13 protein-coding genes are annotated in these 18036 nt (G+C 72.3%); 7 read left to right on the top strand and 6 right to left on the bottom strand.

Going from position 1 to position 18036, the window contains the following annotated elements:
* Position 1: 1 nt before the first annotated feature.
* Positions 2–322 carry a CU044_2847 family protein gene (locus ACWEN6_RS08700; protein ID WP_354834848.1) on the bottom strand — a complete coding sequence of 107 codons (321 nt, stop codon included), beginning with the start codon at positions 320–322 and terminating at the stop codon, positions 2–4.
* A 578-nt stretch (positions 323–900) separates the two neighbouring features.
* Between ACWEN6_RS08700 and ACWEN6_RS08695 the strand changes: the two genes are divergently transcribed.
* From ACWEN6_RS08695 to ACWEN6_RS08675, 5 genes are all read left to right on the top strand, one after another.
* Positions 901–4518 carry a S8 family serine peptidase gene (locus ACWEN6_RS08695; protein WP_452569648.1) on the top strand — a complete coding sequence of 1206 codons (3618 nt, stop codon included), beginning with the start codon at positions 901–903 and terminating at the stop codon, positions 4516–4518.
* Between the two features lie 215 nt (positions 4519–4733).
* Entirely contained in the window at positions 4734–5078 is a 345-nt protein-coding gene (locus tag ACWEN6_RS08690) for a YrdB family protein (RefSeq protein ID WP_354834842.1), read from the top strand.
* A gap of 38 nt (positions 5079–5116) precedes the next feature.
* Complete coding sequence (locus tag ACWEN6_RS08685) at positions 5117–6046, top strand: NAD-dependent epimerase/dehydratase family protein (protein ID WP_452569647.1); 930 nt, start codon at positions 5117–5119, stop codon at positions 6044–6046.
* Between the two features lie 53 nt (positions 6047–6099).
* Positions 6100–6615, top strand: a complete 516-nt coding sequence (locus tag ACWEN6_RS08680) for a hypothetical protein (protein WP_354834837.1) — start codon at positions 6100–6102, stop codon at positions 6613–6615.
* Between the two features lie 87 nt (positions 6616–6702).
* Complete coding sequence (locus tag ACWEN6_RS08675; protein WP_452569646.1) at positions 6703–7632, top strand: Gfo/Idh/MocA family protein; 930 nt, start codon at positions 6703–6705, stop codon at positions 7630–7632.
* Between the two features lie 266 nt (positions 7633–7898).
* Here ACWEN6_RS08675 and ACWEN6_RS08670 read toward each other — a convergent pair whose 3' ends face one another.
* From ACWEN6_RS08670 to ACWEN6_RS08650, 5 genes are all read right to left on the bottom strand, one after another.
* On the bottom strand, positions 7899–8399 hold the full coding sequence (locus tag ACWEN6_RS08670; protein ID WP_452569645.1) for a hypothetical protein: 501 nt from the start codon (positions 8397–8399) through the stop codon (positions 7899–7901).
* Between the two features lie 182 nt (positions 8400–8581).
* Positions 8582–11368 carry an ATP-binding protein gene (locus tag ACWEN6_RS08665; RefSeq protein WP_452569644.1) on the bottom strand — a complete coding sequence of 929 codons (2787 nt, stop codon included), beginning with the start codon at positions 11366–11368 and terminating at the stop codon, positions 8582–8584.
* A gap of 199 nt (positions 11369–11567) precedes the next feature.
* The gene (locus ACWEN6_RS08660) at positions 11568–12578 is read right to left on the bottom strand and encodes an acetamidase/formamidase family protein (RefSeq protein ID WP_452569643.1); all 1011 of its coding nucleotides are present in this window, start codon (positions 12576–12578) and stop codon (positions 11568–11570) included.
* Positions 12575–14026: an APC family permease gene (locus ACWEN6_RS08655; RefSeq protein WP_452569642.1), complete on the bottom strand. Its 1452-nt coding sequence runs from the start codon at positions 14024–14026 to the stop codon at positions 12575–12577. Before ACWEN6_RS08655 ends, ACWEN6_RS08660 begins: the two co-directional genes overlap by 4 nt.
* A gap of 226 nt (positions 14027–14252) precedes the next feature.
* Positions 14253–15347: a substrate-binding domain-containing protein gene (locus ACWEN6_RS08650; protein WP_452569641.1), complete on the bottom strand. Its 1095-nt coding sequence runs from the start codon at positions 15345–15347 to the stop codon at positions 14253–14255.
* Between the two features lie 97 nt (positions 15348–15444).
* Between ACWEN6_RS08650 and ACWEN6_RS08645 the strand changes: the two genes are divergently transcribed.
* Together ACWEN6_RS08645 and ACWEN6_RS08640 are read left to right on the top strand one after the other, a co-directional pair.
* Complete coding sequence (locus ACWEN6_RS08645; protein WP_452569640.1) at positions 15445–15963, top strand: MarR family winged helix-turn-helix transcriptional regulator; 519 nt, start codon at positions 15445–15447, stop codon at positions 15961–15963.
* A 175-nt stretch (positions 15964–16138) separates the two neighbouring features.
* Complete coding sequence (locus tag ACWEN6_RS08640; RefSeq protein ID WP_452569639.1) at positions 16139–17719, top strand: alkaline phosphatase D family protein; 1581 nt, start codon at positions 16139–16141, stop codon at positions 17717–17719.
* Positions 17720–18036: the final 317 nt, after the last annotated feature.

The following is an 18036-nucleotide window of genomic DNA, read 5'->3' as shown; positions in this document are numbered from 1 at the left end:
GTCAGGACTCCGCGACGCGGCGCCAGGTGAGTTTGACGGTCAGGTGTCCTTCGAGGGAGGACTTGGCGATGACGGCCCCTGCCTCGGCGTTGAGTTTCACGCCCAGCTCGATCTCGACCTCGTCCGGACCGGACTTGCGGAAGGTCTCCAGGGCGGCCTCGGCGGCCTCGCGGATGGGCTGGAGCGCCGACTGCAGGGAGTCCACGGCCGCTTCGATCTTGTCCCCGGTGCGTGAAGCCCGCCGGACCGCCGGCTCGTTGTCCGCGATCTCCACGACGACCTGGCCGCCGTCGGCCAGGGGCATGCGCATCAGCTCGCTCACATCGACTCCGGGGCATGGGGGGACGGAAACCGCCGTAAGGGCTTCAGCAGATCGTATACGCGCGTAATCGGTCGAACACTGAGACTGTGCCGACCGGTCGCCGCGTCGCCGCCCTCGCGCATGCGTGCCGTCGTGTCGGTCACAATTTCGGCCGGACTCGGCAGGAGGTCCCGCCGCGATGATCTAGCAGGACGTGCGACCTTCGGGATGTGCCGAGCACCGTCACGGACGTCCACGGGAGGGGCCGCCGAGGTGGATGTCCAGATTTGCGGCTTATGTCGGAAAAGTTAACAAAAGGGCAAACTATAGGAAGAAAGTAGTAACTTCAAGTCCTTTACAGGGCCTTGCCGGGGGTGATCGGATTCGTCCGGTTCATCGACTCTGGAGGCTAAGTGAGGCCCTGTACCCCCCGGAGGACCGCGGCGTCCGTCGCCGCGGCCCTCGCCGCCGTTGTGATCACCCCAGCGGTGGCGCACAGTGCTTCGCCTGCGCAAGCGCCTACGGGAGCGCCGCCCACGAGCGGCGGCGCGCCCGGTGCGACCGCCACGGTGACGCTGATCACCGGCGACAAGGTGAAAGTGACCAAGCGGACCGGCGCCGCCTCCTCTGTGGACGTCGAGCGCGCGCCGGGAGCCACGGGCTCTGTGCGCATCTCCACCGAGGGCGGGGACACCTACGTGTACCCCGACCCGGCCGTCGCCTACATCGCGGCCGGCCGGCTCGACAAGCAGCTCTTCGACGTGACGCGGCTGGTCGCGCAGGGCTACGACGACGCGCACAGCGCCGAGCTTCCCCTGATCGTCACTCGTGCGCAGGACGCGTCCGCCCGTAAGAGCGAAGCCCCGGCCGGCCCCGCGCTGCCGGGTGCCAGGACCACGCTCAGCCTTCCCTCCATCGGCGGTGAGGCGCTCCGTGCCCGCCGGTCGCAGGCCACGGCCTTCTGGTCGGCCCTCACCGGCGCCGCGCAGGAGAACGGGCGTTCGGCGAAGCGGTCCGACGGCGCGCCGGACGACCAGGCGGCGCCCCCGTTCGCCGCCGGTATCGACAAGGTCTGGCTGGACGGCAAGGCGAAGGCGACCCTCGCCGACACCACCGCGCAGATCGGCGCTCCCGCGGCCTGGGCCGCGGGAGGCGTGGGAACCGGGGTGCGGGTCGCCGTCCTGGACACCGGCGTGGACGCGACCCACCCGGACCTCGCCGGCCGCGTCGCGGCGTCCAAGAGCTTCATCCCCGGCCAGGAGGTCACCGACCGGAACGGGCACGGGACCCACACCGCCTCGACGGTGGCCGGGACCGGCGCCGCGTCCGGCGGCAAGGAGCGGGGCGTCGCCCCCGGCGCCGACCTGGTGGTGGGCAAGGTTCTCGACGACGGCAACTCCGGGCCGATCTCGGGGGTCATCGCGGGCATGGAGTGGGCCACGCGGACCGAGCACGCCAAGGTGGTCAGCATGAGCCTGGGCGTCGGCGGCTGGCACACCCAGGATGATCCGCTGAGTCAGGCGCTGAACCGGCTGAGCGCCGAGACCGGCGCGCTCTTCGTCGTCGCCGCGGGCAACGACGGACCGGGCCCCTACAGCGTCGCCTCGCCGGGGACCGCGGACGCCGCGCTCACCGTCGGCGCGGTGGACGGCTTCGACCACCTCGCCGACTTCTCCAGCGCCGGGCCGCGCCTGAACGACGACGCGCTCAAGCCCGACCTGACCGCTCCCGGCGTGGACGTGCTGGCGGCGCGCTCGCAGTACATGGAGTGGGGCGAGGGCTACTACCGGACCGACAGCGGCACCTCCATGGCGACGCCGCACGTCGCCGGGGCGGCGGTGCTGGTGGCCCAGAAGCACCCGGAGTGGACGGCGCGGCAGATCAAGGACGCCTTGATGAGCACCAGCGTGCCGACGCCGGACTACAGCCCCTACCAGGCCGGCGCCGGCCGGTTGGACGTGGGCGCCGCCTACGTGAAGGACCAGGTCGTCGCGAGCGGATCGGTGGACGCCGGGCTGGTCCAGTGGTCGTCCGGCGGACAGCCGCGGCAGCCGGTCACGAAGAAGATCACCTACACCAACACCACGGACGCCCCCGTCACGCTGGACCTGTCCGTCGACCGTGGCGGCTCGCCCGAGAAGGCGTTCGACATCGCCGCCGACCACCTCACCGTGCCCGCGCGCGGAACCTCGGCGGTCGAGGTCACGGTGAACCCCGACGGGCTCGCGCCGGGCAGGTACACCGCCCAGGTCAGGGCGCGGCACGCGGCCGGTGAGGTGCACACGGTCGTGGGCGTCTCCGTCGAGTCCGAGAAGTACGCCCTCACCGTCCACCTGAAGGACCGCGCCGGCCGGCCCCTGAGCGGCGATGTCGAGATCAAGGGCGCCGACGGCGGCAGCACCTTCATGTGGGTCCCGGACGGCACGCTCACCAGCCGCTGGGCTCCCGGCTCCTACACGGTGCTCGCCATCCCGGACGTGGAAGGTCTGCACGGCCCCAACTCCCTCGGGGTCGCGATGCTGATCGCTCCCGAGGTCGACCTGACGGCCGACCGCACCGTGGAGCTCGACGCCTCGCGGGCACGCCAGGTGAAGGTGGCCACGCCCAAGCCGACCGCCGTGGTCGACAGCAGGGTCGACATCTTCCGCTCCTTCACCTCCAGTACGCCCGCCCCCGGCGACGGCACCGCCCTCCATGAGGTGATCATGCTCCCGGCCGCCAACGACGGCCTGTGGGCCCTGCCGAGCAAGAAGAAGGTGACCAAGGGCAGCTTCGTCTTCACCACTCGGTTCCGCGCGACGCAGACGCCGCTGAAGATCGGCTATCGGGGCCACGACCTCGACGACGTCCTCGTGCAGCCCGGCTCCGCGGCGATGCCGGACGGCGCCTCGCGCCTGGACGCCCTCTTCGCCGGCAACGGTTCGCAGGCGGACTACGCCGGCCTGTCCGTCCGCGGCAAGGCCGTGGTCGTACGCGCCGGCGCCGTGACCCCCGCCGACCAGGCGGCGGCGGCGCACGCCGCCGGCGCGGCGATGCTCCTGGTGGTCAACAACGCACCCGGCCGCAGAAGCGACTGGTACGGCGCCGCTGACGGCTTCTCGACCGGCCCGATCCCCGTGGCCTCGGTCACCATGGACGAGGGGGAGGCGCTGGTCAAGGAGATCGCCGCCGCGGGCAGGAAGGCGTTGCGGCTGGACGTCGAAGCCCACCCGGCGCCGGAGTACCTGTACGACCTGGTCGACTACCACCAGGGCGGCGTGCCCGAGGATCCCTCCGCCAAGACCGACCCGCGCGGCCTCGCCCGCGTCGACCTGGAGTTCTCCCCGCCCTCCAAGCTGCAGGTCACCGAGATGCGAGCGGAGTTCCCACCGTACGAGTACTACTCGGCTCCGCCGTTCCCGATGGAGCGGGTCGCCGCCGGAAGGCGCACCGACTGGGTCTCCACCGGAGAGGGGGTCGTCTGGCAGCAGACCGCCTCTGCGAACGGCTGGAGCGGGTCGCAGACCGACCGGCTGTCCTACCGGCCGGGCAGCGTGCAGAAGGACCGGTGGTTCGGCCCCATCACCCGGCCGCGCATGATCAGCGCCGAGGGCCCGTTCCGCGGCGAGACCGGGCTCAGCGCCGACATTCAGGGCTTCGGCGACGCGGGAGCGGCGCATAGCGGCGGGTCCGGCATCCCCGGCGTGGTCGAGACGATCACGATGTACCAGGGGGATAGGCAGGTCGCCCAGGTCGTGGGCTGGCCCTACCTCAATGCCGGAGACCTGGCACCGCAGCGGCTGCCCTACCGGATCGTCGTCCAGACGAACAACGACGGCACGGTGAACCCCTACTCCATCGCCGGCCAGACCGAATGGCGGTTCATCTCCGGCGCCCCGGTAGGGGCGGACTTCGCGGCCATCCCACTGGTCCAGTTGGACTACGGAATCGACGTGGACGCCGAGGGCCGGGCGGGGCGCGCGTCGGACCTGTCCATCACGCCGGTGCTGCTCAACGGCGACTTCGCGAAGAACCCGATCTCCGTGGTGACGCTGGCGGTCTCCTACGATGACGGCGCCACCTGGCAGCGGCAGGACCTGAAGGAGAAGAAGGGCACCTGGCGGGCGTCCCTGCGCGCGCCGCAGCGAGCCGGCTACGTCTCCATCCGGGTCACCGCCGACCAGCGCGACGGCGAGGGCGTCTCCCAGACCATCACCCGGGCCTTCGGCCTGAAGTAGTCCTGAGAGAACCGGTTTACGCGACCGGCGGGGCCACAACGGTGTGCCCCGCCGGTTTCGTCTGTCTTGAAAGAGTGTCGACGGCCCGCGCGTCGGCCGGGCACGCGGTGGAGCGGGAGAATGAAGCGAGAGCACTGCTCTTGACGGCGGTGCTTCCCGTGCGAGAGCATTGCTCTCGAAAGAGAGCGATGTGTTCGTCGAGATGAGGCCGTTCGATGCTGACCGTGATGAAAGGCGCCAGCGCGGGCCTGATGTTCCTGCTGGAGCTGGGCGTCTACCTGGCGGTCGGGTACTGGGGGTTCACGTTCAGCCCGAACTGGGGGCTCAAACTGCTGCTGGGCATCGGCGGGCCATTGCTGTTCGCGGTCGTCTGGGGCGTCTTCGGGTCGCCGAAGGCGAGCATCCCGGTGCACGGGCTGGGACGGGCGGCCCTTGAGGTCCTCTGGTTCGGCGGGGGCGTCGCGGCCGCGGCGGGGGCCGGCCTCGTCACCACCTCGGTGGTGTTCGCCGCGCTGTTCGTCGTCAACGCCGCGCTGCGGCTCCTGTGGCACCAGGTCTGAGACACCGCCGAAGAGGCGTCATCACAAGGAGGTCGAACATGGGCAAGCACGTCATCGTCGGATCGGGGCAGGTCGGCGGGCAGCTCGCGGAGATGCTGGCGCGGTCGGGGCACGAGGTCGTCGTCGTCACCCGCTCCGGCTCGGGGCCGGCGGATCCGGGGATCACCCGGGTCGCCGCTGACGCGAGCGACGCCGACCGGCTCGCCGGAATCGCCAAAGGCGCCGACGCCCTCTACAACTGCGCGAACCCGCGCTACCACGAATGGGCGCGCGACTGGCCGCCGATGGCGGCCGCGCTGCTGACGGCGGCCGAGCGCAGCGGGGCGGTGCTGGTCGTCACCGGCAACCTGTACGGGTACGGGCCGGTGGACCGTCCGATGACCGAGGAGATGCCGCTCGCGGCCACCGGGACGAAGGGGAAGGTGCGCGCCACGATGTGGCGCGACGCGCTCGCCGCGCACGAGGCGGGCCGTGTGCGGGCGACCGAGGTGCGCGGATCCGACTTCTTCGGGCCGGGGATGTCCGGCCAGGCCATCTTCAGCGACCGCTTCCTCAAGCCGCTGATGGCCGGCAAGCCGATCCGGGTGCCCGCCGATCCCGACCAGCCGCACAGTCTCACCTACATTCCGGACGTGGTGCGGGCGCTGGCGACGGTCGCGGTGGACGAGCGGGCCTGGGGACGGCCCTGGCACGTGCCCACGCCGCCCGCGACGACCGTCCGGCGCCTGGCCGAGCGGATGGCGGAGCTGGCCGGGGCACCCGCGCCCCGCGTCTCGGCCATCCCGCATGTGGTGATGCGGGCGGCGGGGCTGTTCTCGCCGTTGCTGCGCGAGCTGGAAGAGACGCGCTACCAGTTCGTCCGGCCGTTCGTCGTCGACTCCTCCGCCTTCGAGTCGACGTTCGGCGTCCCGCCGACCCCGATGGACGTCGCCCTGAAGCAGACCCTGACCTGGTGGCGCGCCCGATAGTCCCTCGGAAGACGGGGCGGCGACGCTCGTCCCCGGGTGGTTTGATGTCCGCCATGGTTCAGGAGGAAGCCGGTCGCGCCGCGCGGCGGGCGGTGGTGGCGGACGCGGGGGCGCTGACGCGGCTGCGGGCGCTGATGCTGGAGGAGATGGGGGCGCCCGTCGGCGGTGAGGACGCGGAGTGGCGCAAGGCCGCGGAGGCGTGGTTCGCCGAGCGGCTCGCGGACACCGGCGGCTTCGCCGCCTTCGTGATGGACGATCCGGAGCTGGGCGTGGTGTGCTCGGCGGTGGGCATGATCGAGCGGCGCGCGCCCGGGCCGTCCAACCTCACGGGCACACAGGGCCGTGTCTTCAACATCAGCACCGACGTCCGGCGACGACGGCGCGGGCACGCGCGGGCGTGCCTCGCGGCGCTGCTGGCCTGGTTCCGCGACGAGACCGAGGCCAAGGTGATCGAACTCAACGCCACCGGGGATGGCGCCGAGCTGTACCGCGCGACCGGCTTCGTGGCGCCCCGCTTCCCGGCCCTGCAGCTCAGGCTCTCCGAGTCGCCCCTCACCCCGCGTCCTTGAAGCCCATGCCACGTGCCAGGCGGCGTCTCTGGTGCTCTGAACCGCCCTCGGTTCTCGTCCTGAAAGGCCGCCTCATAGTCTCTCGGCATGAATCGGACGCGCGTGGCGATGATCGGGCTCGGGGACATCGCGGAGAAGGCCTACCTGCCGGTGCTGTCGGCCACACCCGGCCTGGAGCTGCTGCTGTGCACGCGTGACCGGGGCAGACTGGACCGGCTCGGTGACGCCTACCGCGTTCCGGCGCGGTTCACCTCGGTGGAGCAGGTGGTCGCGGAGGGCGTCGAGGCGGCGTTCGTCCATGCCGCGACCGAGGCGCACGTGGAGATCGTGGAGGCGTTGCTGCGGGCCGGGGCGCATGTGTACGTGGACAAGCCGATCGCGTACGACCTCGCCGGGGCCGAGAAGGTCGCACGCCTGGCCGAGGAGCGCGGGCTCTCGCTCATGGTGGGGTTCAACCGCAGGTACGCGCCCGGGTACGCGGGGCTGCGGGACCTGCCGCGCGACCTGGTCGTCATGCAGAAGAACCGCACCGGCCTCGCGGACGACCCGCGCCGGGTCGTCTTCGACGACTTCATCCACGTGGTGGACACCCTGCGATTCCTGGCGCCGGGCGAGATCTCGGAGACATCGGTGGACGTGCGCGTGCGGGACGGCCTGCTGGAGCACGTGGTCCTGCGACTCACCGGGGACCGTCCGCCCATCGCGGCTCATGGTGGGGGAGGGTTCACGGCGATCGGGATGATGAGCCGGGTCAGCGGGGCGGTCGAGGAGACCTGCGAGGTGATCGGCGGCGGCGTCAAGCGCCGGGTGGTGAACCTCGGCGACGTCGTCGACTTCGACGGCGGCGAGACCCTCGCGCGCAGGCCCGACTGGACGCCGGTCGCCCGGCAGCGCGGCATCGAGCAGGCGTGCCTGGAGTTCCTCGCCGCCGTCCGCGAGGGACGCCTGATCACCGCCGACGACGCCCTGCGCACCCACGCCCTCTGCGAACAGATCGTCGCCGCCGCCACACCGTGACGTATGCCCGGTATGCGGTGCAGTGATGGACGTCCGCCTGGCACGCGGTTTCGTCGTGATCGCCCGGCACGCGGTTTCGTGGTGATCGCCTGGCTCGGTGTGGCGTGATGCTCATCCGGTATGCGGGGACCATGATGCTCGCACGGTGCGGTGACGCTGGGGACCGCCCGTGGGACGTGTCGGGCAGGAGGCCGCCGGGAGGCGCGAGGCGGCCTGGCGGTGTGCCCTGCCCGTGGCTCCTGGGGGCAGGGCACGCCGGCGGAGGCTCACTCCTCGCAGTTGCTGACGGTCTCGCCGATGCACTCGTCGGAACCGGCCCCGCCGTCGACGATGTCGGTGTCCTGGTTGCCGGTGATGTAGTCGTGCGCCGACCCGCCGAACAGCCTGTCCCGCCCTCGCCCTCCGTAGATCGTGCTGGAGATGTCGGTGTTGTTGCGCACCACGTCCTCACCGCCGCCGACGGTGACGTGCAGGTGGGTGACGTCGACGGCCGAGCAGCGGACCACGGCCCCGAGTTGCTGGCATCCCGGCCCGGCGACGACCGACGCCAGCGTGTCGGTGACGGTCACCGTTCCGCCGGCGCTCCCGTTGAGGTCGATGGCGTTCGCCGTGGATCCGGCTTCGACCATGATCCAGAACCCGTTCGTGGACAGCGGCCTGGACACGACGACGGGGTCGGCGGCGGCCTGTGCCGGGGTGGTGGACATCATCGCCGCCCCGGCGAGCGCCGCGGACGCCACCAGCGCCTGCATCCATGTGCGTGACATCGTGTGGGACATCGGGCGTGACATCGTGGTTGCTCCTGTGCGTTGCCGGTCACTGACAATGAAGAGCCTGACCGTCGCGGGCCGCCGGGAGATCGGTGATTCCTACCGAGTTAAGAGCGGCGTCTCCTACCGAGGCGACGCCGCCGCGAACCCGCCGGTGCGGAAGGGACGCGGCCGTCGTGTCAGTGCCGGTGGGCGATCGCCCGGAGTTCGGCGCGGCCGGCCGCGCCGGTCTTGGCGAGCAGGCTCGCCACGTGGGTGTCCACCGTGCGCGTGGAGATGACCAGGCGTTCGGCGATCCTCCGGTTGGTCAGCCCTTCGGCGACCAGGCCGAGAACGTCCATCTCGCGGTTGGTCACCCCGGCGGCCCGCAGGCCGGTGGGCACGGGCGCGAGGCCCCGTCCGCTCCGGGTGGGCGCTCCGGCGCCGCGTAGCAGGTCACGGCAGATTCGGGCGAGCCGGGTCTCACCGATGCGGACATGGGACTCCAGGTCGGCGCGCAGCTCTCTGACCGGGTCGCCCCAGCCGTCGGCGATCGCCGCTTCCAGCGCGAGCAGCCGCAGCAGCCGCCGCCACCACGGGTGCGCGGCGAGAGCCCGGTCCGCGTCCGCGAACAGGCGGGCGGCGCGGGCGGGGCGGCCCGCACGTCCTTCGGCGACCGCGTCGGCGTACCAGAGCCCGGCGCGGTTGACCACCCGCAGCACGGACGGGGATCGGCGCAGCGTCTCGCGGGCCTCGGCGTCGCGGTCGGCGAGCACCGTGCGCAGCAGCACCCACAGGCCCCAGTACGAGATGGGAGCGGCCTGCCGGTGTCCGTCCAGTTCGCGCATCCCGTCGTCGAACAGCGCGCAGGCCGTACGCGGGTCACGGGACAGCAGGTGCCGCAGTCCCCGGGTCGCCGGCGCCGAGGCGGTGACCTCCACGGGCGGATCGGGGTGAGCGGACGCCTCGGCGAGCACGGCCTCCATGCCCGCGGCGTCGCCCTCCACGGCGTGACCCATGGCGACGAACAGGCCGGCCACACTCTGCAGCCCGGCCAGCCGCAACCGGCCCGCCCGCTCGGCGGTGCTCTCGGCCCGCGCCCGGGCCGCGCGCGGCCCTTCGGTGGTGACCATGCAGTCCACCAGCAGCAGGTCGGCCCAGACCGCCTCGGCGAGCAGGCCGGCGTCCCGCGCCAGTTCGCGCGCCTCCAGCAGAGCGGGCGAGGCGGCGTGGTCGAGCAGTTCGACCGCGCCGAGCCCGAGCATGGCCGTGACCCGCTCTCGGACCAGGCCGTGTTCGGCCGCGGTCTGGGCGGCCCGGGCGTAGCTCTCGCGCGCCGTCGCGGTGTCGCGGCGGAAGACGCACCGGCCGAGCGTCGTCAGCGCCTGGCACAGCGTTCCCCATCGCCTCTCCTGCTCCGCCTGGTCGGCGGCCACCATGGCCAGGCCCTCCGCCCGCCGCAGATCTCCCGCGCCGAACGCGGAATCCGCGGCCAGCACGAGCACCCGAGGGTCGCCGGGACGCCCGGCCCGTTCCAGGTATCCGTCGGCGAGGCGCCATCGACGCGCGACGATGGCCGCCTCGGCCAGCCGCACGCACAGTTCGGCGTGCCGGTCGCCGCGCACCTCGCCGAGCGCCGCGGCGCCGGCCTCCAGCGCGTCCGGCGCGCGTCCGAGCAACGTCAGCAGGCGTACGCGCTCGGTCGCCACCATCGGCCGCAGCGCACCGGTCGCCGACGCGTGGGCCAGGTGATCCTCCGCGCTGCGCAGCGCACCGCCGTCCATGGCGCGGCGGGCCAGCCGCAGGAAGATCTCGGCCGCCCGCGGCCCGTCCCCGGCCGCGGCCAGCAGTTCGGCCGCGTGCACGTCGCACGCCGGCTCGCCCCGGCTCAGCAGCGCGTCGGCGGCGCGGCGGGTCAGAGCGGCCCGCTCGGGTGGTGTCACATGGGTCAGCACCGCTTCCCGCGTCAGCGCGTGTCGCCAGCGAAGCCCGTCCCGCGTGGAGGTGAGCAGGTGAGGGACGGCGGCCCGTAACGCGCTCAGCACGAGCGGCTCCGGAAGCCCTGTCACCGGGCCGAGGAGCGTCCAGTCGGGATCGGCGCCGAGCACGGCGGCGGCCTCCAGCACACTGCGCCGTCCCGGCATGAGCGCCGCCAGGCGGTCGGTGACGAGGCTGACGACCCCGTGCGGCACCATGGGCCTGCCAGGCCCGGGACCGCCGCCCGGACCCGGCTCCAGCAGACCGGCCACCAGTTCCTCCACCATGTACGGCAGGCCGTCGGAGTTGTCCACCACGAAGCGGCGCCAGGAAGCCGACAGGGAAAGAGGGCTCGCGCGGTGCTCGGCGAGCGCCTCCACCTCGGCCGCGGTCAGCCGCCTCAGCCGGAGGGCGGTGACGTCGTCCCTTCGCCTCACCCGGCTCAGCACGCCGGGCGGGGGTTCGTCGTCGCAGACGGACGCCACGACCAGGATCGGCCACTGCCGCACCGCACCCGCCAGGTACTCCACCAGCGCCAGCGTGTCGCCGTCCGCCCAGTGCAGGTCGTCCAGCACCACGAGGCACCCGCGGTCGCCGGCGACGTCTCGCAGCAGCCGCAACAGGGCTTCCCCGAGCACGAGAACGGGATCGACGTCCAGTGCCGATCCCTGGTCTCCCGTCCATCCCGGGAGCAGCCGGTCGAGGACCGATCGGCATGAGGGCTCGTGCGCCAAGGCGGGCCACAGGTCCCGCAGAGGGTCGGCCAGTGCCTCGGTGATCGGGCGATAGGTGCCGCCGCCTTCGACGGCACGGCCGGACAGCACGACCAGCCCCGACCGCCGGGCCCGGCCGGCGGCCTCGCGGAGCAGACGGGTCTTGCCGATGCCCGCCTCCCCGGTGACCAGGACGAGCCCGCCCCGGCCCTGCCCCACCCCGTCGACGAGACCCCGGACGACGGCCAGTTCGGCCGACCGCCCCACCATCACCTCACCGCGCGCCATCGTCTGCATTGCGTCAGTACAGCCGCTGCGGCACAGATGGACTATGCAGTGATACGCGTTCGCCCAATCCCGGGGCCCTGAGCCGTGCCGAGGGGGTCGGCGCCGTCGTGAGCGGCCGGGTGGGTGATCACGGAGACGGTCCGCGCGGGCCACCGGTGAGGAGGGGGAGGCGTTCGCTCGCCGGTGGCCGGTTCGCCGTGGAGGGGTGTCAGCGTGTGGTGAGGTAGTGCTCGCCGAGGGCGCGCAGGCGGGAGTGGGCGCCTTCGTAGATGTCGGGGGTGCCGAGGTAGGCCTTGGGCAGCTTGGCGACCATCGTGTAGTTGGTGTCGCAGACGTTGCCGACCGGGGCCTCGCCGCCCTGGCTGACGAGCTGGTAGGCGTCGAGCAGGTCGAGGCCGGTGAGCGTGGAGGTCCAGGTCACTAGGTCGTGCTGGCTGATGCGGTAGGCGTCCTCCAGGGGGCGCGCCGACCCGGTGGACATCAGGTGGGCGTCGTCCTCCAGCCGGGGCCACGGCGTGAGCACGCCCTTGATCAGCTCGACGGCGACGACGGTGTTCATGGCGGCCTCCACCGCCGTGCCGCACACCTCGCCGTGCCCCTGCCGGCAGTGGCCGTCGCCGACGGCGAACAGGCCGCCCTCGACGTTGACGCCGAGGTACACGGTGACGCCGGCCCGCAGTTCGGGGGTGTCCATGTTGCCGCCGTGCGCGTCCGGGGTGATCGTCATGCGAGCCTCGGAGGCGCCCGGCGCGACGCCGACGGTGCCGTGCATCGGGTCCAGCGGCATCTCCACGGTGAAGTCGCCGCGCCGCGCCCGGTAGGTGACGGTGCGCCGCTCCTTGTCCACCTCGTACATCCACACGACCTCGTCCAGCGGCGGCTGGAGCATCGCCGTGGTGTGGGTGCCGGTCAGCGCCCCGAAGTGCGGGAACGTCGTGGAGACCGCCCAGTCGCGTGCCGGTTCGATGGAGATGAAGTGCAGGGCGAGCGTGTCGCCCGGCTCGGCGCCCTGGACGTGGAAGGGGCCGGTGACCGGGTTGAGGTAGGGGAACTCGCAGACGGCGGAGGGCAGGTCGTCCACGCCGCGCACGCGCCCGCCGAAGCAGTCCTCGGTGTACAGCTCGAGGACGGTGCCGGGCTCGACCGTGCCGACGGCGGGGCGCCCGCCGAAGGTGTAGGACAGCTCGTCGGCGGCGGGACGGTAGGAGACGACGTTCACTCGGAGACCTCCGTGGTCATGGCGGGCAGGGTGGGACGCCGGCCCACGCGGTAGGAGTAGGCGAGGATCGCCAGGCCGACGAGCAGCCAGACGAACCCGAGCACCTGGGCGGCGATGTTGGCGTTGATGACGACGTAGAGCAGGATCAGGAAGCCGATGGCCGGGGCGATGACGTGGCGCCACCAGTCGCGGCTGCCCTGCCGGATCACGTAGTGGACGATGACCGACACGTGCAGGGCGAGGAAGGCCGTCATCGCGCCGAAGTTCACCAGCGAGGTGAGCACCTGGATGCCGTCGGCGAGCCGGCTCATGAAGATGCCGAAGACCAGCGAGACGGCGGCGACCACGAACGTGGCGTTGACCGGGATCTTGTGCTTGGGGTGGATCTTGGCGAGGAACTTGGGGAGCTGCCCGTCGCGGGCCATCGCGAACAGCAGGCGGGAGGTGGCCGCCTGAGCGACCAGGGAGTTGGCGAAGCCCCAGGCCACGGCGGTGGCGACCGCGGTCAGCACGCTCAGCCAGTGGCCGCCCGCGTACGCGGCGGTGTCGTAGAAGGCGGTGCCGGCCGGGTCGCCCTTGGTGAGCAGGGTCGAACGGTCGGGGGTGAGCAGGGCGGCCACCCACGTCTGGACGACGAACAGCACGCCGGCGAGGGCGAGCGCGGCGACCATGGAGCGGCCGAGCCTGCGGGTGTCCTCGCGGCTCTCCTCGGCGAGCATCGAGATGCCGTCGAAGCCGAGGAACGACAGCACCGCCACCGACACGGCCCCGAACACCAGCGGCCAGGAGAAGGTCGAGGAGTCGTACAGCGGGCTGAGCAGGTCGCCGTTGCCCTTGCCCTGGGCCAGGGCGGTGATCCCGATGACCAGGAAGATCGCCAGGACGATCAGCTCGGCCACCAGCATGATCTTGTTCATCCGCGCGGTCATCTCGATGCCGAGGTAGTTGACGGCCGTGTTGAGCACGATGAAGCCGATCAGCCACGCCCAGATCGGGATGACGGGCACGAACGAGGCCATGGCGGCGCTGGCGATCAGGTACAGCAGGGCCGGCACGAGCACGTAGTCCAGCAAAATCACCCATCCGGCGAGGAAGCCGACCGGCGCGGCGATGCCTCGGCCGGCGTAGGTGTAGACCGAGCCGGCCATCGGGAACGCCTGGGCCATCTGCGCGTAGGACAACGCGGTGAAGGCCATGGCGATCATGCCGATGATGTACGCGAGCGCCACCATGCCGCCCGAGCCCTGGAAGACGCCGCCGAAGATGCCGAACGGGGCGATCGGCACCATGAAGATCAGGCCGTAGATCAGCAGGTCGGCGAAGCTCAGCGAGCGTTGCAGCTCCTGCTTGTAGCCGAAACGCTCGACGCCGGCGGCCGGGGTCGAATCGGACGCGCCGCCGAGCGGGGCGTCGGAGGGGGACGGCGACGTTCCGGACGGGGAGGACATGGACGGCTCCTTCACATGCGGGGGCAGAGCCGTACGATAGAGCTATTCCTTGAAAGTGAAAAGGTTTCTATTGAAAGATTTACGACGGCGCTCCCACCGTTACGCGCGCGTCACACGAGACGGCAGGTCGTCGCAGCCGGAACACGAGGCTGAGGGATCGGAGCGGGCGAATGGCGGCGGGCGCCGCACGAGCGAGTGTCGCGCTCCCGGCGCGGACCGGCGCGACTCACATGGAGGTCACGACATCGAAGTCCAGGCCATCGGCGCGTCCCACGTAGACGCGTTGCCGCACGTGGCGGTCGTGCAGCGTGAGCGGGCCGCGGCCGCCGGTGATCGAGGTGCCGTCGGCGACCGCCTCGATGGCCGGCACGGCCGTCGAGCCGGCCCGCCGGATCAGCGCCGCCAGCATCAGCACGCCCTCGTAGCAGCCGTGCCCGTGCCCGTTCAGCAGCGGCGCCGCCGAGCCGAACCGGCGGGTGTAGCGCTCGGCCAGGGCGAGGTTGGCGTCGGTGGCCAGGCTGCCGAAGTACCCCATGGCGGCGTACAACTCGCCCGAGGCGTCGCCGCCGATGGCCAGCAGGCCGTGTTCCTCCAGCGCGCCGCACAGCCGCGCGCAGTCGAGCCCGCCGGCCCTGAACGCCCGGTTGAACGCCACCAGGTCGCTGCCGATGAGGTTCAGCAGCACCGCGTCGGGACGCGCCGCGGCCAGTTCCTCGATGAGCGGCCCGAAGGCGCGGGTGCCGGAGGGCAGCAGCCGCTCGCCGACGACGGTCGCCGACCGCCTTCGCAGATGCCGGCGCGCCGAGGCGTGGACGAGGCGGGGCCACACGTAGTCGTTGCCGAGGAGGAACCACCGCCGGGCCCGCCTGCGCTCGACCAGCCAGTCGAGCCCGGGGCCCACCTGGCGGGAGGCGGGCTCGCCGAGGAAGTAGACGCCCGGGTGCCGGACGCCGCCCTCGTACGGCGGGGTGTACACCAGCGGGGCGGCGCCGCCCAGGGCGCGCTCGATCGCCGCCCGCACGTCGCTGGCGTGCGTGCCGACCAGCCCTTGGACGGCTCCTGCGTGTACCAGCCCGGCCACCTCACGGGCGACCTCGCAGGGTGGGCGGCCGCCGTCGACCAGCACCAGTTCGACCGGCCTGCCCAGCAGCCCGCCGGCCTCGTTGACCTCGGCCGCCGCCAGCACCGCGCAGTTGATGGCGCACGGCCCGAGCAGCCCGAGCACGCCGGAGACGGGCACCACCAGGCCGACGCGCAGGGCGTCCGCCCGCAGCAGGTGGGCCTCGAGCGGGTCGATGACCAGGGCGACAGGTTCGGCCACGTGGAAGAGTATCCTCCTGGCGCGTTCGCGGACGAAGGGAGCCCTCAGTGGTGACGGCGGCAACCGCTCTGCCGGAGGACGGACGGACAGGCCCGTGGTGAGCGGCGCCGACGAGGGCGGGACGACCGCGAGGCCCGCCGTGCCGGCCCAGGCCCCGGCGGCCACGCAGGAGGGCCGGGACGCGGAGGCGGGGGGCGGGCTGGGGGCGTCGCTGGCGTACCTGCTCAGTCGCGCCGAGCGGAGCGTCAACCGGGGGTTGTCGGCGGCGCTCGCCGTCGAGGAGGTCACCGTCGAGCAGTGGCGCATCCTCCAGGCGCTCGCGGACGGGCGCGGCCACTCGATGGGCGACCTGGCCGGGGCGGCGCTGATGCCGCACCCGACGTTGACCAAGGCCGTGGACCGGCTCGTCGAGCGCGCCGTCGTCTACCGGGGGCACGATCCGGCCGATCGTCGCAAAGTGGCGGTATTCCTTGCAAACCGGGGCAGTGAGCTCCTCAGCCGGTTGGAGGCCGGCATCGCCGAGCACCACCGGGCGATCCTCGCGACGTACGGCGCCGTCCGCACAGAACGGCTCATGCGAGACCTGGAACACCTGGTGCGCTCGCTCGACGGCTGACCTCCGCGCGTTCGCGGAGGCGGACGCGGCGCGTGGCGACCGCTCCATGGGGGGGCATCCGCGCCGCGGCCGCTCGGCGGGCCCGGGTCATCGCCGTGCCGTTTCGGCAGGCCGTTCTCCACCACCGGATGAGTTGAGCATATGGTTCATAACGCTGCTCAAAAGGGGAGGTAACGTGCCCGACTTGCTGGTAGGGCCGATGCTGCGCTACGTCGATGAGACGAGCGCGTCGATATGGGTGGAAACGAGCGATCCGTGCGAGGTCGCCATCGAGGTGGCGGGCGCCCGGGCCACCGAACGCACGTTCACCGTGCACGGCCACCACTACGCCATCGTGGACGTCGAGGAGACCGGCGCGTACTCCGTCGAGCTGGACGGGCGAAGGGTGTGGCCACTGGAGGGCTACCCCGACAGCAAGATCTGCCCGCTGGCCGAGATGAACCGCGTGATGTTCGGGTCCTGCCGCACCAGCGTGCCGCACGACGCCGTGCACGAGCGCACGCACGGCAAGGACGTGCTGCGCGAGTTCGGCCTGCGCCTGCTGGACGGCGAGGACCTGCCGAGCCTGCTGATCTTCCTCGGCGACCAGGTGTACGCCGACGAGCCGTCCCAGGAGATGCTGGACTACATCCGCTCCCGCCGTCAGGACGGCCCCGACGAGATCGTGGACTTCGAGGAGTACGCCGAGCTGTACCGGCAGGCGTGGAGCGACCCGGTGGTCCGCTGGGTGCTGTCCACCGTCCCCACCGCGATGATCTTCGATGACCACGACGTGCGCGACGACTGGAACACCTCGATGGCCTGGCGGCGGACCATGGCCGAGGTGCCGTGGTGGCCGACGCGCGTGCTGTCCGCGCTCGGCGCCTACTGGGTCTACCAGCACCTGGGCAACCTCTCGCCGTCCGAGCGCAAGGCCGACCCGATGTACGCCGAGATCCGCGCGGGCGACGGGGACGGCGGAGCGGCGCTGGACGCCTTCGCCAAGAAGGCCGACGAGGACCCCTCCTCCATGCGGTGGAGCTATACCCGCGACGTCGGCCGCACGCGGCTGGTCATGCTGGACACGCGGTGCGCCCGCGAGCTGGAGCCCAGCCGCCGGCGCATGCTCGACGACGCCGAGTGGGAGTGGTTCACCGAGGTGGCCACCGGGGACGTCGACCACCTGCTCATCGGGTCCTCGGTCCCGGTGTTCCTGCCCAGCGGCATCTTCGACGTCGAGAGCTGGAACGAGGCCGTCGCCGGCGGGGCGTGGGGACCCCGCGGGGCGGTGTGGGGCGAGAAGATCCGCCAGGCGCTCGACCTGGAGCACTGGGGGGCGTTCCGCCGGTCGTTCGAGGAGCTCGGCCGCCTGCTGGTGGACGTCGCCGGGGGACGGCGCGGCAGGGCCCCGGCGACGATCGTGCTGCTGTCGGGGGACGTCCACTACTCCTACCTGGCGGCCGCCGGCCCTGCGTCGGCGGACCTCGAGTCCGCGCGCATCTACCAGGCGGTGTGCTCCCCGATCCGCAACCCCCTCAGCCGCAGCCTGCGACTGGCCAACGTGATCGGGTCGTTCGGCGTGGCCAGCCTGGTCGGCGGCATCCTGACCCGCACGGTGCGCCTGCCGCGGCGGGCGCTGCGGTGGAAGATCACCAACGGGCCGTGGTTCCCGAACGCGCTCGCCTCGCTCGACCTCGACGGCCGCTCCGCGAGCGTCCGCTGGCACACCGCCCGCCCGGACTTCCAGGAGATGACCCGCATCACGCTCGCCCCCTGAGCCCTCCGCCCGCACCCGGGCCGCCACCGCCGGTACACGACGGGCGACCCGGGCACTCGCGGGGGAGGCGGCTCAGCGGCCAGGGAGCTCCGGCGTCCGCGGGGCCGAGACCGGGGCCTCTTCCGCGGCGACGGCCGTCCGCCGACGCCGGCCTCCGACCGGCCGAGTAGCCTCACCGCTCCGTTCAGTGGGGACCTGGCATCGTCGCGGGCGCGCGGCCCGCCCAGATCTTCCAGCAGCTCTCGACCGCGACCGGCAAGCCCGTGCGCGACTTCGAGAAGGCGGCCAAGGACGCCGAGGCGCTTGACCTGCCGTCC

It is taken from the genome of Sphaerisporangium sp. NPDC004334, from assembly GCF_053602655.1.
This window is presented reverse-complemented; position numbering and strand designations above follow the sequence as displayed.